Source organism: Lachnoclostridium sp. An76, from assembly GCF_002161355.1.
Classification (GTDB): Bacteria; Bacillota; Clostridia; order Lachnospirales; family Lachnospiraceae; genus Mediterraneibacter; species Mediterraneibacter caccavium.
On record NZ_NFHL01000008.1, the window covers coordinates 32,652 to 55,907 of the forward strand.

Here is a 23,256-nt window from a genome sequence, read left to right on the forward strand (position 1 = left end):
AGATCCTGTATTATAATGCCATCCGTAACACTTTTGTAATATCTGTAATATTATTTAAAATATGAGCATATATTTTAAAAGATATCGTAATGATATTGCAACAGGTTAGAGGAGGAGTATATGAAACATAATCACAACAGGCGTGTCCTGCTGTCTCTGTATGCAGCAGCGGCAAGCGCCATGCTGCTGACGGGATTTACAAGTCTGGCGGCAGAAAACGACAGAAATGCAGACCAGAGCACATACATTCAGGATGAGATTTTCCAGTGGGACTTTGCCGGGACAGCCGGCGGGATCCGCGGGGAAGCTGTACAGGATACAAAGGAAGCTGTCAACGCGGCACATACGGCATATCTGATCAGAGTTGAAGAAGAGCGCAAAGCGGCGGAAGAAGCTCAGAGGATCGCTGAGGAGCAGGCAGCGGCGGAAGCAAGGGCAGCAGAAGAGGCAGCGGCCGCTCAGGCGGCAGCAGAGGCACAGGCTGCAAGTGTAGCTGCTTCCGAGCAGGAACTGCTCGCCGCGCTGATCTACTGCGAGGCAGGTAATCAGCCTTATGAGGGTCAGGTCGCCGTGGGAGCGGTGGTCATGAACCGGGTAAGGAGCGGTTCTTATCCCAATACGATCACAGAAGTGATCTATCAGTCCGGACAGTTCGGACCTGCCATGACAGGCTGGCTGGATTCTGTGCTTGCCAGTGGGAGTTATTCGGACACGGCAAGACAGGCAGCGGCGGATGCCATCGCAGGAAGCAATCCGGTTGGTGACTGCCTTTACTTCGGAAACGGAAACTGGGGAATACAGATCGGGGATCACTATTTTCATTAATGAACTTAATACAATGATTTCTGTGCAAAGCGAAGGGCAGCCGGGCGGCTGTCCTTTATCTGTGCCATGAGCGGGCTGTTGGCTTTTCCCCGCTGAGGTGGTATGATAATCAGAAAGAGCCCGGGGACAGGCAAAAGCCAGATGAAACATGGGACAGAGGATTGGGGGACAGCGGCATGAAATTTTTATTTGCATCTGATTCATTCAAGGGAACCCTTACATCGCGCAGGACAGCGGAGCTTCTTACTGAGGCTGCGCGGGAGATTTTCCCTTCCTGTGAATGTGTCGGCGTGGAGATGGCTGACGGCGGCGAAGGGACAACGGAAGCTGTCATCGCGGCGGCGGGCGGGAGCCGGATCGAGGCAAGAGTACATGGCCCGCTCTGGGACATACGGACAAGCTGTTACGGGAAGCTCGATGACAGGAGAGCGGTTATGGAGATGGCGGCAGCATCCGGTCTGACTCTGGTCCCGCCGGAGATGAGGGATCCGCGGAAAACTACTACATTTGGTACGGGAGAGATGATACGGGATGCTCTGGACAGGGGATTCCGTGATATTTCTGTCGCGATCGGCGGTTCAGCTACAAATGACGGCGGGATCGGCTGTATGAAAGCGCTCGGGATCCGATTCCTGGACGCTGACGGGAAAGAAGTGGACGGCTGCGGGGAAGATCTGATCCGTATCCGCGACATTGACGGATCGGGATTGGATCCACGCGTTTCCGAGTGCAGGTTCACGGTTATGTGTGATGTGTCAAATCCCCTGTGCGGGGCGGACGGCGCGACATATACCTTTGGGCGGCAGAAAGGCGGTACGCCGGAAATATTGGACGGGCTGGAAGCAGGGATGCAGAATTACCGGGATATTATAAAGAAGAAATACGGGATCGATATGGACTCGATACCGGGAGCGGGAGCGGCGGGCGGACTGGGCGCCTCGCTCATGGTATTCTTAAAGGCGGAACTGCGGTCAGGGGTTGAAACAGTTCTGGATCTGGTCCGGTTTGATGAAAAGCTGGAGGGCGTATCCCTGGTCGTCACCGGCGAGGGCGCGACGGACTGGCAGTCTGCTTTCGGGAAGGTGATCCGGGGAGTTGGCATGAGGTGTAAGGCAAAGGGCATACCCGCAGTGGCCCTGTCCGGGAGCATGGGCAGGGGAGCGGAAGATATCTACGATCATGGGATCGAGTCCATCCAGACTGCGGTAAACGCTCCTATGCCTCTGCCGGAGGCAATGGACCGGGCGGAAGGACTATACCTGAATGCAGCAAGACGGCTGTTCCGCATGTTAAGGGCAGGACAGAAAATGAAAATATAAGACAGAGGGAGATACAGGAAATGGATATCAGGATAAGACCATATGAAATGAAATATCTGAAAGACGCAGTCATGATCTGGAACCAGGTTGTCGAGGATGGCGCGGCATTTCCGCAGACAGAGACATTGACCGAGGAGAGCGGGCACGCATTTTTTGAGGAACAGTCTTTTACGGGGATCGCATGTGAGGAAAGCTCAGGGGATGTCCTGGGGATCTATATCTTACATCCCAATAATGTCGGACGCTGCGGTCATATCTGCAATGCGAGCTATGCGGTGCGCTCGGATGTGAGGGGGAAGCATATCGGAGAAATCCTGGTAAGACACTGTATGCAAAAGGGGAGAGAACTGGGATTCCGTATCCTTCAGTTCAACGCCGTGGTCAGCACTAATACATACGCGCTGAGGCTTTATAAAAAGCTGGGCTTTGTGCAGCTCGGGACCATACCGGGCGGTTTCCTTATGAAAGACGGGCATTATGAGGATATCATCCCCCACTACCGCCGGCTGTAAAGGACTCGGGATACATGGAAAAGCCGTCCGCTCTGTCAAAGTCGGACGGCTTTTCCGTATCATTCATGCCTTTTCGTTTTACGCGCCAGGCTGTATTAAGCTGTCATACGTCTCCTGATCAGATAAATGCTGACCGTGCCGGCTGCGATGAGGCCGAGGATGAGAAGCTCTGCATGGCAGCTGTCTCCTGTGACCGGGATGCCAGCCTTTTCAGCGTAAAGTTCGGAGTTCCTGATGATATTCACGTCTTTTGCGATGGACCCGAACAGAGACTCCAGATATGCCAGAAGCGCATCTTCATCGCCCGCATCGATCAGGTCATTGATCTTTTCCATGATCGCATCCAGGTCTATGGGGCCTTCTCCTGTCGCCAGGATCGCGCCGATCACAGAAGCTGCTGCGTCCGGGTCATCCCCGATCACTGCGATAAGGTCGCGTACGTTAACGCCTTCCGGAGATACGATCGTGCTTCCATCGATGGTGATCGTCCCGTCGCGCCCGACTACGAGCATGGATGCAAAGGAACCGATGGATCTTACGTTGGAGTTATCGATCACAATGCCTGCCAGGCAGTCTGCGTCAAGGTCAACGAGGCTTCTGCTGTCACGTGATAACAGCCCGATGCCCATCTGTAAGATCTCGTCTTCGAGAGAGATCTTGCCGTCGGCAGATGCAGTGACATTGGAATCAATGATGCTGATCTTTCCCTGATCAGCCAGGATGCCGTAATGAGTCACATCTCCATCGCCCATAGCCGTGCTTTTCGCTGTGACATTAGCGCCGTTGATGATGTTGATGTCACCATAAGCATAAATCCCGCTGTTGTCATATAACTCATTTGAATATACGTCGATATTTACATCCGCGCCGTCGATCGTAATATTTCCCTCCGCGTTGTAGATGCCTTCATAGTAATACTCTTCTGCGTTGTATTCTCCGGCTTTGTTGGAAATAGTCAGCGTCCCGTCGCCCTTGATCGTGAGGTCCCCGTTGTATATATAGATCCCTTCGGAGTTGGCGCCTACGATGATCGCGTTATCCCCTTCGAGGATGATGATAAGATCCCCGTAAATGTTGATGCCGCCTACCCAGCCAAGTCCGGGATCCACTTCGATCTGCGCATCTTTGAGGATAAGAGTCTCCCCGTCATACTGATAGGATCCTTTGCCCTCGCCGAGAGAAACAAAAGAATCAGACTGGGTCAGGTTCTCGCTGCCGGCGATGGATACTTCTGTCGGCTCTTCTTCAACTTCTGTTACTTCTGCGACCAGTCCGCCCTCTGTCTGTCCGCCGTCATTTGGGATATCCCCCTCCGATGGCAGTGTACTGCCGTCAGTATCGTTATCCGGAGTTTCCGTATCGTCATTGAGAGGAACGGTATTGTCCGGGGCAGAGGGAACGTCAGGTATATCATTGGTGGAAGCTGTTTCTGGCCCCGCAGGGTCATCTGCCGCCGGCACGGATCCCGTGGGTGTTGTGCCCGCCGGTACAGGTTCCGTGAGTGTTGTATCCATCGGCACAGGTTCCGTGACTGTTGTATCCGTCGGAACATCCGGGTCAGGTTCCGTCACTGTCACCGGTTCCGGGATTCCAGGCTCCGTGTCGGCGGCTTCAGCGGCTGGGACAGGTTCACCGGGGACCGTGTCATCTGCCGCAAAAGCAGTCATGCCAAACGTCATTGAGAGCGTCATTGCTGCTGCGAGAAGAACAGCCAGTTTTTTTCTACTTTTTCCCATGTTCATACCTCCATTCATTTGAGAATCATTAAAACTGATTTAATTATAGTCTCAAACAAATAGATTGACAAGAGAGCGAAGAGATTAAAAGTTCACAAAAAATTCACAGATAATTTGTTGAAAAAATAGAAATTATAGATTTTGCACAAAATTAAAATTGACAATTTGAGATTACACGCTGTGGAATCCTTTCCCTATGATCTCACTGGTATTAGAGATCAGTATAAAAGCTTCTTTGTCATTTTCCCGGATAAAATTTCTCAGCCTGACTGCCTGTACCCTGTTCAGCGCGGTCAGGATAATATACTTATCCCTGCCGGAATAGGCGCCTTTTGCATGGCAGACGCTGGCGCTGCGCCCGAGAGTGTGCACGATAAAATCACAGATCGGTTCCGGGTGGTCGCACACAACGTTAAAATATTTGGACAGATTAAAGCTCTCGATAAAAGTATCGATCATGAAAGAGCGGATCGCCAGGCCGAGAAGAGAATACAGTCCGGTCTCTATATCAAATACAAAGAATCCGGCTCCTGTGATCAGAGCGTCAGATACGAGCAGGGCGCGCCCGATATCAAAGCTGGAATATTTCTTCAGGATCATGGCAACGATATCAGTACCTCCGCTGGAAGCCCCGATGTTAAACAGGATGGCAGATCCGAGCGCCGGGAGCACGATGGCAAAGCACAGCTCCAGCATCGGCTGGTCAGTGAAAGGCCCGTCCATGGGGAAAAAGCGCTCCATCGCTGAGAGGGAGACTGAGAGAAGGATGCTGCAGTAAGCAGTCTTTGCGGCAAATCCTTTCCCGAGGATGACCAGACCGATCACCAGGAGGATCATGCTCATGATAAGGTTGAAATCACCCGCGGAGATCACTCCGGTCTTTGCCACGAGCACAGCGAGGCCGGTGATGCCGCCAAAGGTGAAATTGTTTGTAAACTTGAAAAAATAAGTGCCAACGGCGATGAGAAGTGTGCTGAAAGTCAGCATGAAAAAATATTTGAATCGGTTTTTCATAGAAACCTCCTGTCCTTCCCGCCCTGTGTGGACGGGAAATTGTTTTTCTGTCGGTGGAACAGGGCTTTTCAGTCCTGGAGAAAATGCATAAATTACCGTCTATCCGAATTGTAATCTCTGGAATATAAAAAGTCAACGCATTAAGCGGGCAGAGAGCGGAGAGACTATGCCATACAGGTTACTGTGAACAGTGATCCATACAGAGAGTTTACAGATAGGAGGATACAGGCCATGGAGAGACAGTTGTTGATCAGGGATGTATATGCAAGAGAGATACTGGACCCTGCGGGAAATCTGACTATTGAGACAGAGGTGCTGGCCGGGGAGGATGCGGTCGGAAGGGCATCGGCGCCGTCCGGCGTCTTTTCCGGCCGGTATGATACGGCAGGGCCGCGGGAAGAGGGCGGGCCCGGCGGGGAACGATACTGCCAGGAGCAGCGCAGCCGGGACCAGCATCGCCGGGACCAATGCTGCCGGGACCGCGGCGTCAAAGAAGCGGCGGAGAATATAAACAGCAGGCTCGCGGACGAGATCATCGGCATAAATGTATTCTGCCAGGATGAGATCGACCGGATCCTGACCCGCGCGCAGCGGGATGCGGCTAGAAGCCATATGGAAACAAATGCCCTGCTGAGCATTTCCGTGGCAGCGGCGCGGGCGGCGTGCATGGCGCTGAAGCTTCCGCTGTACCGTTATCTGGGAGGCATACAGGCTGTAAAGATGCCGGCGCCTGTGATGAACTTAATTAACAGTGGATCATGCGGGAGCGGTACTGCGGGTATCCGGAAGTTTCTGATCGTTCCGGCAGGAGCGGGCGTCCCTTTCTGCGCACAGCTCCGGATGTGCGCGGGGGTATATCGTTCGGTGGAAACGGTGCTGCGGGAGAGGGGATATCCTGCTGCCGTGGGGGAGGACGGAGCGTTTATCGCGGATGTGGCTGAGGCGGGAGAGGCTCTGCGGATGATCCGGGATGCGGCCGGCCGGATCGGATACCGCATGGGGCGGGAACTTTTATTTGCGATCGGCGCGGAGGGTTCCGGGATATATGACCCGCAGCAGCAGGTTTATATCCTGGGCAAAGGGAAAAACAGGCCGAAGACAGCCGAAGAGATGATAAAATACTATGAAGAGCTGACTGCGGAATTTCCGGTCTGTTCCATTGCGGATCCATTGGACCGGGAGGACTGGAAAGGCTGGCAGATGCTGACGGAGCGGATCGGGAGCAGCGTACAGCTGGCAGGCGGCGCGCTTTTTGACGCGGACGCAGAGCGGATCAGAAAAGGAAGCCGCCTGGGCGCTGCGAATGCGGTCCTGATCAGACTGGACCGGATCCCCACGCTGACGGAAGTGGTCAGGGTGGTAAGGACGGCTCAGGAAGCCGGTTACCGGGTGGCTCTTACCTGCTGTCCGGGAGAGACGGAAGATGTGTTTGCCGCGGATATCGCGGCAGCGCTGGGGATCGGACAAATATGGGCAGGGGCGCCCTGCCATTCTGAGCAGACGGCAAAGTATAACCGGTTCCTTCGGATTGGGGAGACGCTGTGGCAGCCGGGAGCAGCAAAAGAGCTGTGAGAACAGGAGCAGAAAAGAGCTGACCTGGGCCGGAACAGAAAAGAGCTGGCCTGGGCTGGAACAGAAAAAGCGCTGTGCGTGGGCAGGGGGCAGAAAGACATTGACAGATAAGGGGGTATCCCGTATTATTGTATTAAATTCATAGTACAATATGCGGGATGCTTTTTATTTCCGCAGAAACGGAGGAAACTACAATGTATGAGAACTTATCGAAACGTGCCCTGTACTGTATGTATGTGGCGGGGATCATCACCGGCGTGGTCGTCCTGGCGGTCATAGGCGCGGTGGATTATTTCTGGATCTTTCCCGAAGATCTGACTGCGGGAAAATGGATCTCTCTGGTCCTTGCCGTGCTGGTCCTTTTTGACGTCGCGGTCAGCCCGTATTTCCGCTACAACCGCTACCGGTACAGCATCAATGACGAATGCATTGACATTATAGAAGGATATCTGTTCGTGAAACGCAACATTGTCCCGATCGAGCGCCTGCACAAGCTGCAGACAAAGAAAGGGCCGATCGACCAGCTGTTCGGCGTGGCAAAAGTGATCGTGACCACAGGGGGCGGCGATGTGACGCTGGAATTTCTCGAGGAGGAGCGCGCAGAGCAGATCGCGGAGACCCTGCGCAGGAGGATCAATGAGATCGCGGCAGGGCAGAGGGCAGGTGAGAGTGAATGAATGTGAGAGACAAAGAGAATCCGTCAGGCGGACAGGCGAAGATGCAGACTGAGAAGTCGCAGACAGAGAAAACACAGGGCATGCGGTTCCGCAATCACATTTCTATCATCGCGGAGCAGACGGGCGGGCTTCTGATCGCGCTTCTGATCGTGCTGGTCCCGTCCCTGCTGGAGAATATCGATGAACTCATGGAAACAGGGCTGGAATTCATGGACGGGAAATGGCTGCTGGTCAACCTGGGGCTGATCCTGTTTTTCCTCGTCATCATCGCGCTCCAGTTCGCCGTCTGGTCAAAGACTTACATATCTCTCCAGGACAATGCGGTCGTGATCGAGAGGAACACTTTGAATAAGAAGAAAAATACCATTGGCATCCGGAATATTTCCAATATTAATACCGAGCAGAATCTCTTTGAGATGCTCCTGGGCACGTGCAAGGTCAAGCTGGATACAAACAGCCGTTCCACCGCGGACAGCACGGATGTGAAGATCGTCCTGAAAAAGGCGGATGCCCTGGCGTTTAAGCAGGAGGTGACGAGGCGGATCCGTGACGCGGAGTCGGGAGCCGGGAAGGGGTTTTCTGCTGGTTCTTCGGCTGTTTTTTCTGCCCGGCGGGCAGCAGGCGCATCGGAAGACATCCTGAGAGAAACGGCGCTGGCGTCGTCCGGGGATGCGGCTGAGACTGAGGATTATGATGTACGGTCAGATCTGGGCGATATCCTGCAGCATGGCTTTTTCTCGGTGAATATCCTGTCTGTGGCGGTCATCATACTCGGTATCGCCGGGGCGGTCCGCACGGTATTCCAGATTGTGGGTGATCCGGATGCGGCTCAGACACTGATCGGCGCGGCGTCAGGTGTTCTTGTGGCAGCCCTGATCGTGGCGTCCGCCCTGTGGGATACGGTCAAGGACTTTGTCAGGTATTATGATTTCCGTGCGAAACGGCGCGGGGATAAGATCTACATCCGATACGGATTTCTCAAGAAAGTGGAGTACACGGTCCCTGTGGATAAGATACAGGCGCTGCGGCTGAAGCAGTCCTTTGTCGCGCGCCTCGGGAAACGGTACATGGCGGAGATCGTCAATGTGGGGATGGGCGATGACAATGATGAGAAGAATTCCTTCCTCATCCTGTATTCGACAGAAGCGAAGCTGAATGAGAAGCTCTCAGTCCTGCTCCCGGAATTCCTGGATGCGGCGGGCGCGGCGGTGGAGCGCCAGCCTTCCTCTGTCTGGGCGGCTTGGTCTGTCCCGGCGCTGATCTATACGGTGATCGTGGCAGCCTGCGCGGCAGTGTGCGCTTCCGCGATGCCGGAATACGCCATTTGGGCAGCTGCGGGGGCGGCAGTGCTTGAAATCTGCCTGGCGGCGGGGATGATCCTGAAATATCTGACAGAAGGCTCGCTGGCGGGAAACGACTTCCTGAAGCTGGCGAAAGGGTATTTCGCAAGGACGTACCTGATCGTGAGATACCGGAAGATCCAGTACGTTCGCTTTTCCAGAAACCCTCTGGCAAAGGCGTGCGGCATCCGGAAAGGAGAGATACATCTGCTCGCTTCGTCCGCCAATACATCGCATTCGATCCCGTATTTTAAAGGGAACGGAGAAGAGATCATAAAAGAAGGGATGCTCCGGTGAGGACATCCCTTTTAATATTGCGGCGAAGATATTGTGGTGCACGATTATGTTTTATAACTTCAGATTTTTAAAAGCTTCTGCGAACGCATTGTTGATCGGCGCGTTCGTTTCTTTTTCCTGCTTCCGCATATAGGCGGCCACATCCCGTTTGCCTGCACCTTTTCCTTCCCTCTTTTTCCGTTCCTGGAAGGCGCTCAGTTTCTCTTTGTGTCCGCAGGAGCAGACGAACCGCTGGGCATCCCCTTTTCCCACGAGCTCCATTTTCTTATGGCAGACCGGGCAGCGGGCGTTGGTGCGGCGGGAGATGGTTTCCCGGTATCCGCATTCGCGGTCCTGGCAGACGAGCATTTTTCCGTGTTTCCCGTTTACTTCCAGCATGAGCTTCCCGCACTGGGGGCATTTATGCCGGGTCAGGTTGTCGTGCCGGAATGTTCCGTCCGCGTTCTTGATCTGGCTGATCAGTGACCGGGTGTAAGTTTCAATTTCGGACATGAATTTTTTATCGGACTCTTTTCCCTGGGCGATGGCTTTCAGGCGCAGTTCCCACTGGGCGGTAAGCTCAGGGCTTTTCAGGTCTGCGGGCACCAGAGAGAGGAGCTGTTTCCCTTTGGAGGTGAGGTGGATCTCGCTGCCTTTTTTCTCCATGAGGAAGCCGGCAAAAAGTTTCTCGATAATGTCGGCCCGGGTGGCGACGGTCCCGAGACCGCCGGTCTCTCCGAGGGTTCGGGCCAGGGTGCGGTCCTGGTGCTGCATGTAGCGCACCGGATTTTCCATGGCTGCGATCAGGGTGCCTTCGGTAAAATAAGCGGGCGGTCTGGTCTGTCCCTCCGTGATCCGGATGGCGTCTACCACAAGGTGCGCCCCTTCTTTAAATGGGATGGCTGCTTTCCCGGAGAGCGGGCTGTCTGCCGGATCATTTTCAAAGCCCTCTTCATCATCCGACTCCGGATCCTGCCAGCCGGAGCCATAGATCTCCCGCCATCCGGCCTTCAGGATCACATTTCCCTTTGCGCGGAACGTTTCACTTCCAATCGCCCCGGTCAGGGCTGTCTCCTCGTATTCGCATGCCGGGGAGAGGACGGCAAGGAACCGGCGGACGACCAGATCATAGATCCTTCGCTCTTCGTTTGACAGCTGCTCCAGGCGGATGAACTGCTCGGTCGGGATAATGGCGTGATGGTCCGATACTTTTGCATTATTGACAAAAGATTTATCCGCCCGGATCTCATGCCTGGCAAGTTGTGCCGCGGTCTTTCTGTAAGGGCCGACGGCGCAAGCCTGAAGCCGTTCTTTCAGTGTGGGCACGATATCGGAAGTGAGATAGCGGGAATCCGTGCGCGGGTAGGTCAGGACCTTATGATTCTCGTACAGGCGCTGCATGATGTTCAGCGTCTCTTTGGCAGAATATCCGTACCGCTGGTTCGCTTCCCGCTGCAGCGCGGTCAGGTCGTAAAGCGCCGGGGCGAAGGATTTTTTTGCTTTCCTCCGGATCTCCGTGACATGCAGTTCTTTCCCGCGTACCGCTTTCTGGACAGCCTCCATCCGGGCTTTATCAAAGGTCCGGTCTGAGTTGGATTTCGCGTCGTTCCAGATGAAAGTGATTCCACCGGAAGAGATTTTTAATCCATAATAAGATTTCGGAATAAACTTTTTGATTTCTTCTTCCCGGGCTGCGATCATTGCCAGGGTGGGGGTCTGTACCCGGCCGCAGGAAAGCTGGGCGTTATATCTGCAGGTGAGCGCGCGGGTGGCATTGATGCCTACGACCCAGTCGGATTCTGCGCGGGCCACGGCGGCATGATACAGATTTTCGTAATCTTTCCCCGGCTTCAGGTGAGCGAAGCCTTCCCGGATCGCCTTGTCGGTCACGGATGAGATCCAGAGACGCTTCACCGGCTTTTTATTCCCGGCCTTCTCGAGGATCCACCGGGCGACCAGCTCGCCTTCCCGCCCGGCGTCGGTGGCGATGATGATATCCGATACATCCCTGCGGAAGATCTGTTCTTTCACGGCGCGGTACTGGCGGGCGGTCTGGCCGATGACGACCAGCTTCCAGGGATCGGGAAGCATGGGCAGTGTATCCATGCTCCAGGTCTTATACTGACTGCCGTATTCTTCCGGATCGGCCAGCGTGACCAGATGGCCAAGCGCCCAGGTAACAACATATTTTTCCCCTTCCATACAGGAATTGTTCTTCTTTCCGCAGCCGAGTACCCGGGCGATGTCGCGGCCGACGGAAGGCTTTTCAGCAATGACAAGATGCTTCATCTCAAATTCTCCGTTTCGATCGATGTTTTTAAATTCTGCTATCCGAATTGTAATCTCTGGAATATCGAAAGTCAACGGAAGAAATGTTGAAAACCGAGATGCTCGTCTTTTAAACATGTGAAGATAGTGCTATACTAATAGAGCGATGCGTGGAAGAGATCCGGATATGCACGGGGCAGAGCGGATCCTGAACGGCATCCTGTGAGCAGAAAAAGAACAAGGAGATTTGGATATGAGCATATATGACCTTACATCCTATGAAGTGATACAGGATAAGGACCTTGCGGACCTGAAATCCCGCGGCGTGCTGCTGCGGCACAAAAAGAGCGGGGCAAGAGTCCTTCTTATGGAAAATGACGACGAGAACAAGGTGTTTGCCATCGGCTTCCGGACACCGCCCTCAGACAGCACGGGAGTGCCGCATATCATGGAGCATTCTGTGCTCTGTGGGTCAAGGGAGTTCCCGGTGAAGGATCCGTTCGTGGAGCTGGTGAAAGGTTCACTGAACACATTTTTAAATGCCATGACTTACCCGGATAAGACGGTGTACCCGGTGGCAAGCTGCAATGACAAGGATTTCCAGAACCTGATGCATGTGTATATGGATGCGGTGTTTTATCCGAACATCTATCAGAGCGACAAGACATTCCGCCAGGAGGGATGGAGTTATAAGCTGGACAGTGCGGACGCGGACCTGGAGATCAGCGGCGTGGTCTACAATGAGATGAAGGGAGCGTTCTCCTCGCCGGAGGGCGTGCTGGACCGGGTGATCCTGAACTCTCTTTTCCCGGATACTTCCTATGCAAATGAGTCCGGCGGTGATCCTGAGGTGATCCCGGAGCTGACCTATGAGCAGTTCCTTGATTTCCACAGGAAATATTATCATCCGTCCAACAGCTATATCTATCTCTACGGGGACATGGATATGGAAGAAAAGCTGCGGTGGCTGGATGAGAAATATCTGTCAGACTTTGACCAGATCCAGGTGGATTCCCAGATCCGGTATCAGGAGCCATTCACAGAGATGAAGGAGATTGTCCAGGAATATTCCATAGCAAGCGATGAAAATGAGGCGGATAATACCTACCTTTCGTACAATAAGGTGATCGGTACTTCTCTGGATGAAAAGCTGTATCTGGCGTTCCAGATCCTGGATTATGCGCTCCTGTCAGCGCCCGGCGCTCCTCTGAAAAAAGCGCTCCTTGATGCGGGGATCGGAAAGGATATCATGGGCTCTTATGACAATGGGGTCTATCAGCCGATCTTCTCTGTGATCTCGAAGAATGCGAACATGGAGCAGAAAGAAGATTTTATCCGTGTGATCGAAGAGACACTGCGGGGGATCGCGGACAACGGCATCGATCAGAAGGCGCTGCGCGCGGGGATCAATTACTATGAATTCCGTTTCCGTGAGGCGGATTTCGGCAATTACCCGAGGGGGCTGATGTACGGGCTCCAGCTCTTTGACAGCTGGCTCTATGATGAAGAGAAGCCATTTATCCATATGGAAGCGATCCCGACTTTTGAATTCTTAAAAGAGCAGGTGGATACCGGTTACTTTGAGGGGCTGATCCGCACATATCTGCTGGACAACCCGCACGGAGCTGTGGTGATCATCCGCCCGGAAAAAGGGCGTACCGCCCGTATGGACAAGGAGCTGGCAGACAGGCTGAAAGCGTATAAAGAGAGCCTGTCCGCAGAAGAGGTGGAAGCTCTCGTGCAGGCAACGGAAGACCTGGAAGCATATCAGGAAGAGGAGTCCGCGCCGGAGGACCTGGCGAAGATCCCGGTGCTCAGGAGAGAGGACATTTCCAGAGAGACCGCGCCAATCTATAATACGGAGATGGATGCGGACGGAGTGAAGATGGTGCATCACAATGTGGAGACGAACGGCATCGGATACGCGACGCTCATGTTCGACCTGTCCGGCATTGCGGAAGACAAGCTTCCCTATGTGGGCATCCTCCAGAGCGTGCTCGGCATCATTGACACAACGAATTATGAATACGGCGCGCTGTTTAACGAGATCAACGTCCACACCGGCGGGATCGGCACATCACTGGAGCTGTACCCGGATGTTACAAGGGTAAAAGAAAAAGAATTCCGCGCCACGTTTGAGATGAAGGGAAAGGCGCTGTACCCGAAGATGGACGTGCTCTTCTCTATGATGCGGGAAATCCTGATGGAGTCAAAGCTGGATGACGAAAAGCGGTTAAAAGAAATCATCGCCATGCTCCGGTCCAGGCTCCAGATGTCCTTCCTCTCCTCGGGGCATACGACGGCTGCGCTGCGCGCCCTGTCATACACGTCGCCCATCGCCAAGTTCAAGGACGATACGGACGGCATCGGATTTTATGAAGTGGTGAAAGCGATCGAAGAAGATTTCGACGGACATAAGGAAGAGCTGATCCGGAACCTGAAAGAAATTTCCGCGAAGATCTTCCGCGCGGACAACCTGATGGTCAGCTACACGTCCGCGGAGCAGGGGCTGGAACCGATGCTGGCGGCGTTCGGCGCGGTGAGGGACAGCCTGAATGACCACTCCGGGACAGAGGCGGCAGCAGGTTTACGGACAGGAGAAGGCGTGCAGGCGGGAGAAGGTGTGCACGCGGGAGAAGGTGCCCGGACAGGAGACTTGCAGGCGGCAGCAGACGTAGATCCGGAGACTGCGTGCGTGATCCACTGCAGGAAGCGCAATGAGGGATTTAAGACCTCTTCCAAAGTACAGTACGTTGCAAGAGCCGGTAATTTCATCGACGGCGGCGCGGAATACACCGGGGCGCTGCAGATCCTGAAAGTGATCTTAAGCTATGATTACCTCTGGCAGAACATCCGCGTCAAAGGCGGCGCCTACGGCTGCATGAGTAATTTCAACCGCATCGGAGAGGGATACCTGATCTCCTACCGTGACCCGAATCTGGAGAAAACCATGGAGATTTATGAGGGCGTTGTGGACTACCTGGAGAATTTCAATGTAGATGACCGCGACATGAACAAATTCATCATCGGCACCATCAGCAATATCGACCGCCCCATGAACCCGGCGGCAAAAGGCAGCCGCTCCATGAACCTGTACATGAACCACGTGACAGAAGAAATGATACGGGAAGAAAGAGAACAGATCCTGACAGCAGGACAGAGCGACATCCGTGCGCTTTCAAAAGTGCTCAGGGCAATGCTGGACGCGGAACAGATCTGCGTCATCGGAAGCGAAGAAAAAATCGAAGAATGCAGAGAAATGTTTGGGGAAGTGAGGACATTAAGCTAATTGTCTGACAGCTTACCCAAAAGGGGTCTGACCCCTTGCACAAAAGGAGATGCTATGAACGAAAAGTACAAATCCGGCTTTGTCACACTGATCGGCAGGCCGAACGTGGGAAAATCTACATTAATGAATCATCTGATCGGGCAGAAGATCGCGATCACATCGAATAAGCCGCAGACGACCCGCAACCGGATCCGGACGGTCCTGACAACAGAAGAAGGGCAGATCATCTTTGTGGACACGCCGGGCATCCACAAAGCGAAAAATAAGCTTGGAGAATATATGGTGAATATCGCGGAGCGTTCGCTGAATGAGGTGGATGTGGTGCTCTGGCTGGTAGAACCGTCTACGTTTATCGGCGCGGGTGAGCGGCATATCATTGACCAGCTGAAGAAGGTGAAAACGCCTGTCATCCTTGTCATCAACAAGATCGACATGGTGAAAAAGGAGGAACTGCTCCCGGCGATCGACATGTACCGGAAGGAATATGATTTCGCTGAGATCGTGCCCGTGTCTGCGAGAAGCGGAGACAATACGGATGAGCTGGTGAAGGTGATCATGAAATATCTTCCATACGGCCCGCAGTTCTATGACGAGGATACGGTGACTGACCAGCCGGAGCGGCAGATCGTGGCGGAGCTGATCAGGGAAAAGGCGCTGCACTGCCTGAATGAAGAGATCCCCCACGGGATCGCGGTCGCTATCGACCGCATGAAGATGGAGCGAAAAGTCATGCACATTGACGCCACGATCATCTGCGAGCGGGATTCCCACAAAGGGATCATCATCGGGAAGCAGGGCGCTATGCTCAAGAAGATCGGCAGTACGGCGAGATATGAGATCGAGCGCCTGCTGGACTGCCGGGTCAACTTAAAGCTGTGGGTAAAGGTGCAGAAAAACTGGAGAGACAGCGATTACCTGATGAAGAACTTCGGATATCGGGAAGACGAATAAAAGAGAACGATAAAAGAGAACGAAAAAGAAGATAGAAAGTAAGGGAAAAGCCAGAAAATGCCGGCAGCAGAAGGCGTGACATCGAGAGTCCATGCCAGGATGCTGCCGGCATTTGATTTACTTTACCGATTTACTTTACCTTTCGGGACAAAGTGTATGCTCTTGCTATGCAGTAAAGCAGAAGAACAAGGGTAAACAGTGCAAGAGCCAGTATTAAAAGGTTCAATGCGCCGCTCCTTATCAGTGCAAACGGTGTTTCAAAAATCAGTGCAGACCAGAACTCGATCCCTTCCATCTGCCAGAGCCCGGGCGTCAGATACTGTGCTTTTATATTGAGCAGATCCTGAAGGTGAAATGGCATTGACAAAAAGCAGGAAAAGGAACAGGCGGCCAATACAAAGAGCGAGGCAAGCCATATTTTTGCCTGCCGCATATAGCGGGCGGATTTTGAGGCATCATCGGAGAAAAGCTCTTCTGATGCATTGGGGCTGATCCGCTCAAAATAGTGAGTATCCTGCTTCCAGTCTCCTTTGATGTGTCTCCATCCGGCGTCCAGAAGAAATGTAATATATTCCTGGAAATCCGTTCTGGTTTTAAAGCTTCGCGCGTCGCAGCGGACAAGAAATGCGTTCTCATCCGGCTCGGTTTCACCTGGTCTTAGTGCGGTGTCAGTTTTTTTAGAAATGAATTCATATCGAAAAAAACTAATCCGTTTTAATCTCCATCCCTGCCGAATGTATCTGTTGATCCAGTTCTCTTCTTTTTCAAGGTCAATAAAGGGAATATGATATTTGACCATAATCTTGCCTTCTCCTTCCTTTTTCCAAACTCATATTTGAATTCCGGCTGCAGGACGCAGCAGGTAAACGTAAATCATCATGAAAAAGTATAAAAATATTATGTGTTACAGGTTCAGCCTGTCGGCAACACCGGCGAGATATCTCAGACGCTCTGCTTCTGAATGGAGGACTTCCCGGCCTAAAGGGGTCGTCTGGTACAGTTTGCGTCTTTTGTCCGGACCGGGGACGGGAGTGATGAGTCCTTGTGATTGGAGATTCTCGAGAGCTCCGTACATCGTTCCGGCGGCGACCCGTACTTTTCCGGAACTGAGATTTTCTATCTTCTGCATGACTGCGTATCCGTGTCCGGGAACCAGCAGTGCTGTTAATATATAGAATGTGGTTTCCGTGAGCGGCAGATATTTATTTCTGTTCATCGAAAACAAACTCCTCTTGTAAATACTTATCATTTAACTTTTATAAATACTTTGTCCCTGCCGGGGAGTCAAAGATATATACAGCACAAATATACAGTTCAACTGTATATTGTAACTATATAACTAAGACTTCCCATACCTGAAATGGGCTTCGCTCCTTGAAAATTCAATATTTCAGCTGACAAAATAGTGATTTATGCCCCTATAGCCTCAGGATGGAGTGCGTTACGCAGATATTTCGGCAGTCTTGCTTCAAAATCAGCAGTAAAAGCTGTCAATTGCTCATCGCTGAGTTTTAAGATTTCCTGAAGGCTTGCCATCAAGGCATCCATTAGGATGCCAAGTGATCTATGGAAAGTAATGTCCGCCATTTCATCAACAAGGAAAAAGAACAATTCGCCAAGCGTCCTCTGATCTTCATTTTGGCGCTGTTCCATTGCGAGTAACATGTATCTGGTAAACACGATAGCTACGTGAGCTGTCAGTGCATCATAGGATAAGCTGCGGCATTCTCCAATCAGATTCAGCATAGATTTGCAGGTCTTGAAGAAAACCTCAATCTGCCAGCGCTTTCCATAAACACGGATAATCTCTTCTTCGGAAAGGGTCGTATCTGTACAGATAAAAGCAAGCCAGTCCTTGCGATTTGCTTTATTCCTTACGCAAACGATTTTCGCCGGAATAGGATTCTCTTTTCCTACCATGACGTCAACAGAAAGCAGATACTTTGATCTGCCACGGCGTTTTTTGTTCCTGGAATAGATCTCTTTGATATTCAGCTGTTCACCACAGTATGAATACTTGATGCGGCTGCTTTTCTTGAGCATAGCAATCACATCCATCCCCTTTGAATGGATGGCTGTGATCTGTGCCGGGTTGGAAAACCAGGAATCAAAAAGGACATAATCAGCCTTTAGTCCTGCACTGAGAGCAGTATCCAACAAGGCCATCATTGCTTCAGGTGCTTTTGTCTGGGCAAGCTTGCGCCTTTTTCCTGCAATGGTTCTGTTATCAAAGTTCTTTACCGGACCGATAATATTTGCTTCTTTTGCAGATGCTAACAGACAGCTGTTTACCGGGATCAGTGTATTTCCGTCACTCCAGCTTAATGTAAGCATCCGAAACCCTTTTTTGAAATGCATATCGGTGTGGTCGAATACTTTTGATCCCAGTTCTGTTTTCTTGCAGCTGGTTCGACTAAAAAGGCTGTCATCAACAATGAACACATTTTTCCTGCTATCGTCCGTTAGATCTTTGAGATCATTATTGACGATATCAGCAGCCAGAAGAGAAGTAAAACGGAGCCAGTTTGTTTTTGCCGAATTTAGGAACCGATAAAAAGTGTTCTTTGAAAAATCTTCCTTAAAAGAGCCAGTTCGTTGCTGCATATACATGCTTCTTCCGACAAAAATGTTGCTGAGCTTGTAGCGGAGCAGAGAAACAGGTGAAACACCTTTTTCTTTCATCCCATTGCATTTGGCGAGAAGCTTGCCGACATGATGCCTGGAAAAAAATCTCTGAACACAATCAATTAACTCGTTCTCATCGCAATAGTTTTGTGGTATACTGGACATGGCATAAATCTCCTTTGTATAGATGGTTTTTCGTCAATTCCATTATACCAAACGGGACAGGTTTATGCCTTTTTTATTGGCTGAAATATTGAATTTTCAAGGTTCAACACACCGTATTGGTGTGGGAAGTTTTAGTAACTTATTTTTTCTTAGAAATTCATTGGCATATGGCAGGCAAATATATTTTTACCGTTTAAAACTGGTAACTGTCAAAGGTTAGTGTATAATTATTATTGGCAAAAATAGGAATTATTCCTAAATAAAAAGGGAAGCAGAGAAAATCCCCACTTCCCAATCATACAGTTTTTCTTTATGATGTTAGTTGCGAACAAAACACGTAAAGGAGACTGTATGATGAAATCTATTGTAGAAGAAAAAATGGTATCTTTCAAGGTGCTGGAGCAGAAAGTTTTTTCCTATGTTTGCGAGTTGGGTAGGATGATCACCCAGATCATTCTGGAAAACTATGATGACGAACTGGCAAAAGAGAGAGATAAAAAGGCTTACAGGAACAAAGGCAAACGGGAAACCTCGATCAAAACTGTATATGGGGAAGTGACCTATTCCAGAAGAGTTTACCGGACAGAACAAGAGGACGGAAGGACCGCCCACATCTATCTTCTGGATCAGGCGATGCAGATGGAGAAGATTGGGCTGATCTCTACGAACCTTGCAGAAAAGATTGCCCTTACAGTAACAGAATCCCCTTATCGTGTCAGCGCAGATATAATAAGTGATACCTGCGGGCAGACGATCAGCCATGGGGGTGTCTGGAACCTGATCCAACAGCTGGGAGAACGGATCAGCGAAGAGGAGGAATACGCGGTACAGCAGATGGAAGCAGATCTGGCGGAAGGGAAAAGAGCAGTTGGTATTCTTTTTGAGGAGATGGATGGTGTGTGGCTGCGGATGCAGGATTCCACGCATAGAAAGGCACCGAAGCAGGAAATGAAGGTTTTCACGATGTATGAAGGGTGGGATTCGGATAACCCGAAAAGGAGCAGCCTTGTGAACAAGAAGATGCTGGCGGGGATGGAGAAAAGCGGTCAGTTCCATCAAAAACGGGAAGCACTGATTGAAAAGATCTATGATGCAGATGAGATCGGTCAGCGTATCCTGAACGGAGATGGAGGAAGCTGGATCAAAGAGGCCTATGACCCGGAGGTTATCTTCCAACTGGATCGGTTCCATATTTATAAGGAGATTAAAAAGAATATCCGGGATGTAGAAGCTCAGGAACGGATCAAAGAGCTCCTGGAGCAGAAGAAAGTAGAGGAGATGCTGGAATATATCCAGGTCTATGCAGACAGCATAGAGAGTGATGATCCGAAAGATAAGGGGAGCAAAAATGCAAGGGAATTATACAAATATCTGTGGAATAACCGGGAGGGGCTGATTCCATACCAGGAAAGGGGAATTGAGTTGCCTGACGCACCAGAAGGGATCATATATAAAAACATGGGAGTGCAGGAGAACCAGAACTGTACGGTGGTCACAATGCGGATGAAGCATCGGAGGATGAGATGGTCCGTACAAGGGGCAAATAACATGGCAAAAGCCCTGTATCGGAAGGAGAACAGGGAACTGATCGATACGATCGAACGGTATACAGATGGACTGATATTCACGATGCAGATGGAGGAAATCGTCAAAACGCTGAGTGCTGCGAAAGCACCGAAGAAAGACGGGAAAGGGAATCCGTATATAGATGCCATCACACATCATATGCCACTCCTGGATGCAATGCGGACAGCATCAAGAAGAGCTTTTGAAAAAGCCTTCTGTTAAAAGAAAGAAAGGTGAGCGGAAAAAATCCAGGGAAAATTATCTGAAAATAGCAGAAATAAACTGACATCAACAAATAAGAAAAAGTGCCAACGATTACTTGACACATACCTGTCAAAGTTAGTTGTGAATCTCTGCCAGATATGATATTATAATTACGTGGTGAACAAAGTTTTCTTGGAGTACTGCATTCTGCGGAGCCCAGCGGACTCCGATGCGTTTCAGAGCGGACGCTGTGCGGAGCATAACGGACGCCCTGAATCGCCTATTATAGTCAGTTAGTTTCTGGGCTGGATCACTACGGTATAGTGCTTTGTTGCCCGTTTCAGTATCGCATTGGCTGATACCTCGTCATTGAGGATCATCGATGCCCAGCTGTTTGGCTCTCTCTGAGAGCATACAATTGTGCACCTTGACAATTCACTACGTTTTTCCATGACTTCAAAGAGAACTTTGATCTCACGTTCATCTGTTATGGTGTGAAGCAGGAAATCATCCAGTATCAGCAGATCCAGCTTCAAGTAGAAGCGTACCTTCTTCTGATATTTCGAATAGTCAGCCTGTTTCAGGGCGACCATTGTTTCAAGGAATTCTTCACAATGGTGATACATTGCCCTGTAATTCAGACAGGCCTGTATTCCAAGTGCTTTGGCCAGATACGATTTCCCGCTGTCGGAAGATCCGAGAATACAGACGTTGAGACCTTCACGGATAAAATCCAGTGATGACAGCGTAGCGTTGATATCGGAAGGCAGATAGATCCTTTCCTTAGAATCTTTACACTTATCCAATGATTGAGGTCCTCCTGAAAGATGCGCACGTTTCAGTCTGTTCTGAAATCTCTGCGATGTTTTGTTCTGGTATTCCGGCCCGATCACCTGCTCAAGCAGCGATACGGCATCCAACTCATCAAAGGATTTCGAGTGATACAGCGAATCAAGCGAAGCGGCCATACATCCAAGCTTCAGTTCATTGAGCTCATCTACAAGTTCATTGATTCGATCAAGCTTCTTCATCACGCACCTCCCCGGCAAGTTTACTGCTCTTGGAGAGAAGCCGGTCAATATCCCCGGCATGCGGGCTCATGACAAACGCCCCTTTGTTCCGTTCTTCGTTGAGCTTTGTATTGAAACCGGCACTTCCGATTTCTTCAGCGACGGCAGCAATTGAATTCTTAATAAAAGAATACGAGATATGATTCGTATCAATTGCCAGTTTGCAGCAATCTTCCAGGGCAAGCTTGCTGTACTTCTTTGTGTAGTTGAGGATACCTATACACAGGCGGTACGTCTGAACTTCATGCTCACGGCTTCTCAGGATGTGTTCTATGACTTTGACCGTATTCGGACCTACTGTCATAGCTTTCCTGGTAAAGTAAGTGGCATTCCATTCTGACATCTGTTTGTAGCTTTCGGGCAGATGTGCAGGATCTGTCAGCCATTCACCCTTGCGGGAAGCCCTTCGCCAGCTGACGATGAGTTCGCCTTTCATGGAATAGATATTAACTGTTGTTGCAGAGGCAGCAATCAGAACACTCTTGTGCAGATATGCTTTATCCACACTGTAATAAGCATTATCGAAGCGCACATGAAAATCCGCAGATACTTTTGCAGTCCGTCTTTCCATGTATTCGTAGGGGACAGCCGGAAGAGGAAGCAGCTCACTGCGTTCTTCCAGCCATTGATCATATCTGCTGTAATCCTTCTTTTTGAAGTTTTCATGGTTCAAAGCATCCAGTTTCTCCCAGAGATCTTTGTTGAACTGCTCCAGAGAAAAATAACGGTTTTCTTCTAAATCATGGAAAAAGCCTTTTTCAAGAATGCCTACAGCGTTTTCCACACTGCTTTTCCATTTAGGTTTACGGACTTTGGCTGGCAGTATCGCGGTGTGGTTATGATCAGCCCATGCAGCATAATCCTTATTCAAATCCGGATCGATCCAGTCTTTATTGGCGGTAACTGCCTGTTTACAATTATCACAAACAACAATCGTAGGCACGCCGCCAAAATAGGCAAGAGCGTGGTTATTGACCTCAATCCATTGCGGTTCACAGGAAGATACCATCCCTTCTGCATAGATGTACTGCGAATAGGGCAGAACAGCTACAAATACAACAATGGTCGTAATCTCGCCAGTAAGTTTATCGGTCAACTCAAAGGTTTTACCTGCAAAATCAACTTCCATCTTCTGACCGATTACAGCCTGGATATGCAGGGTTTCACAGTTCTCTCTGCACCAGCGACCATACAGTTCACAGAACTGTCGATACTGGTATGGCTTTGCCGCTTTTGTTATACAGTCTTTTTGGTAGCGGCTCCACAAGTAAACGAGCGTCATGTTCTTCCGCTCATTCATCTGTTTAAAGATAGTTGGGAAATCGGGTTGTTCATAACCGTCATTCCGTCTGTTGGTTCCCGGCTCATGACCGTATACCAGCTCATAGATCGCATAATTCGTGATCCCTTCCGGAAGCGGATACGACAGCTTCTCACACCTTTCAAAAGCGCGGATGAAGTCGTTGATTCCGGATTTACTTGCACTGAATTCTTCAGCCAGTTCCTTGTAGCTCAGGCCCAGTGCGTACCGTTTGATAATGATGCTCTTGTAATCTAACATAAGGCATCCTCCTTAAATGATTCGTACCATTTTCCAATGGCCTTAATCATTATAAGGTACCCTCAGATTTCAATATCTACAGGTTAAGTCCGCTCGCTCCGCATCGCGTCCGTTTTGCTCCGCAAAACAGTCTGTTGGAGTCCGCTGATTGCAGAGTACAGGGAAACTTTGTTTTTTATATTGAAAAAACAATTCTTTTGTGTTTACTATACAGTTTTTAGTAAGTTTTTATGTAGTATTTCCAGAATTTGTAGGGCTCTAAAAAATGAGAAGGAGGAAAGAGCAT

17 protein-coding genes are annotated in these 23,256 nt (G+C 50.6%); 9 read left to right on the plus strand and 8 right to left on the minus strand.

What is annotated here, in order from left to right:
• Window positions 1-120 precede the first annotated feature (120 nt).
• From B5G27_RS12785 to B5G27_RS12795, 3 genes are all read left to right on the plus strand, one after another.
• A complete protein-coding gene (locus B5G27_RS12785) occupies window positions 121-825 on the plus strand; it encodes a cell wall hydrolase (protein ID WP_087179256.1) in 705 nt (234 codons plus the stop codon).
• Window positions 826-1,001: 176 nt separating this feature from the next.
• A complete protein-coding gene (locus tag B5G27_RS12790) occupies window positions 1,002-2,144 on the plus strand; it encodes a glycerate kinase family protein (RefSeq protein WP_087179257.1) in 1,143 nt (380 codons plus the stop codon).
• 20 nt (window positions 2,145-2,164) lie between these two features.
• On the plus strand, window positions 2,165-2,656 hold the full coding sequence (locus B5G27_RS12795; protein WP_087179258.1) for a GNAT family N-acetyltransferase: 492 nt from the start codon (window positions 2,165-2,167) through the stop codon (window positions 2,654-2,656).
• A 95-nt stretch (window positions 2,657-2,751) separates the two neighbouring features.
• On the opposite strand, the gene B5G27_RS12800 is transcribed toward B5G27_RS12795, so the two are convergent.
• Both B5G27_RS12800 and B5G27_RS12805 read right to left on the minus strand, forming a co-directional pair.
• Window positions 2,752-4,392, minus strand: a complete 1,641-nt coding sequence (locus B5G27_RS12800; protein ID WP_087179259.1) for a hypothetical protein — start codon at window positions 4,390-4,392, stop codon at window positions 2,752-2,754.
• A gap of 171 nt (window positions 4,393-4,563) precedes the next feature.
• Entirely contained in the window at window positions 4,564-5,406 is an 843-nt protein-coding gene (locus B5G27_RS12805) for a YitT family protein (protein WP_087179260.1), read from the minus strand.
• A gap of 231 nt (window positions 5,407-5,637) precedes the next feature.
• Between B5G27_RS12805 and eno the strand changes: the two genes are divergently transcribed.
• The 3 genes from eno (at window position 5,638) to B5G27_RS12820 (ending at window position 9,292) form a co-directional block, all read left to right on the plus strand.
• The gene (gene eno, locus B5G27_RS12810) at window positions 5,638-6,978 is read left to right on the plus strand and encodes a phosphopyruvate hydratase (protein ID WP_087179261.1); all 1,341 of its coding nucleotides are present in this window, start codon (window positions 5,638-5,640) and stop codon (window positions 6,976-6,978) included.
• A gap of 194 nt (window positions 6,979-7,172) precedes the next feature.
• A complete protein-coding gene (locus tag B5G27_RS12815) occupies window positions 7,173-7,655 on the plus strand; it encodes a PH domain-containing protein (RefSeq protein WP_087179262.1) in 483 nt (160 codons plus the stop codon).
• Complete coding sequence (locus B5G27_RS12820) at window positions 7,652-9,292, plus strand: PH domain-containing protein (RefSeq protein WP_087179263.1); 1,641 nt, start codon at window positions 7,652-7,654, stop codon at window positions 9,290-9,292. The genes B5G27_RS12815 and B5G27_RS12820 overlap by 4 nt, the downstream gene beginning before the upstream one ends.
• 51 nt (window positions 9,293-9,343) lie before the next feature.
• Here B5G27_RS12820 and B5G27_RS12825 read toward each other — a convergent pair whose 3' ends face one another.
• Window positions 9,344-11,560: a DNA topoisomerase III gene (locus B5G27_RS12825; RefSeq protein ID WP_087179264.1), complete on the minus strand. Its 2,217-nt coding sequence runs from the start codon at window positions 11,558-11,560 to the stop codon at window positions 9,344-9,346.
• Between the two features lie 232 nt (window positions 11,561-11,792).
• On the opposite strand from B5G27_RS12825, the gene B5G27_RS12830 reads away from it, so the two are divergent.
• A complete protein-coding gene (locus B5G27_RS12830; RefSeq protein ID WP_087179265.1) occupies window positions 11,793-14,828 on the plus strand; it encodes an insulinase family protein in 3,036 nt (1,011 codons plus the stop codon).
• A gap of 54 nt (window positions 14,829-14,882) precedes the next feature.
• Window positions 14,883-15,779 (plus strand): GTPase Era, encoded by an 897-nt coding sequence (era, locus tag B5G27_RS12835; protein ID WP_087179266.1) that lies wholly within the window; start codon window positions 14,883-14,885, stop codon window positions 15,777-15,779.
• A gap of 130 nt (window positions 15,780-15,909) precedes the next feature.
• Here the strand turns inward: era and B5G27_RS12840 are convergent, their stop codons facing one another.
• The 3 genes from B5G27_RS12840 to B5G27_RS12850 form a co-directional block, all read right to left on the minus strand.
• The gene (locus tag B5G27_RS12840; RefSeq protein WP_087179267.1) at window positions 15,910-16,578 is read right to left on the minus strand and encodes a DUF2812 domain-containing protein; all 669 of its coding nucleotides are present in this window, start codon (window positions 16,576-16,578) and stop codon (window positions 15,910-15,912) included.
• Between the two features lie 105 nt (window positions 16,579-16,683).
• Window positions 16,684-16,995, minus strand: a complete 312-nt coding sequence (locus tag B5G27_RS12845) for a PadR family transcriptional regulator (protein ID WP_087179268.1) — start codon at window positions 16,993-16,995, stop codon at window positions 16,684-16,686.
• A 194-nt stretch (window positions 16,996-17,189) separates the two neighbouring features.
• The gene (locus B5G27_RS12850; protein ID WP_087179269.1) at window positions 17,190-18,569 is read right to left on the minus strand and encodes an IS4 family transposase; all 1,380 of its coding nucleotides are present in this window, start codon (window positions 18,567-18,569) and stop codon (window positions 17,190-17,192) included.
• 351 nt (window positions 18,570-18,920) lie between these two features.
• On the opposite strand from B5G27_RS12850, the gene B5G27_RS12855 reads away from it, so the two are divergent.
• The gene (locus tag B5G27_RS12855; RefSeq protein WP_162611232.1) at window positions 18,921-20,357 is read left to right on the plus strand and encodes an ISLre2 family transposase; all 1,437 of its coding nucleotides are present in this window, start codon (window positions 18,921-18,923) and stop codon (window positions 20,355-20,357) included.
• Between the two features lie 275 nt (window positions 20,358-20,632).
• Here B5G27_RS12855 and B5G27_RS12860 read toward each other — a convergent pair whose 3' ends face one another.
• Window positions 20,633-21,370 carry an ATP-binding protein gene (locus B5G27_RS12860; protein WP_087179270.1) on the minus strand — a complete coding sequence of 246 codons (738 nt, stop codon included), beginning with the start codon at window positions 21,368-21,370 and terminating at the stop codon, window positions 20,633-20,635.
• On the minus strand, window positions 21,357-22,970 hold the full coding sequence (gene istA, locus B5G27_RS12865; protein WP_143449723.1) for an IS21 family transposase: 1,614 nt from the start codon (window positions 22,968-22,970) through the stop codon (window positions 21,357-21,359). Before istA ends, B5G27_RS12860 begins: the two co-directional genes overlap by 14 nt.
• Between the last annotated feature and the right edge of the window lie 286 nt (window positions 22,971-23,256).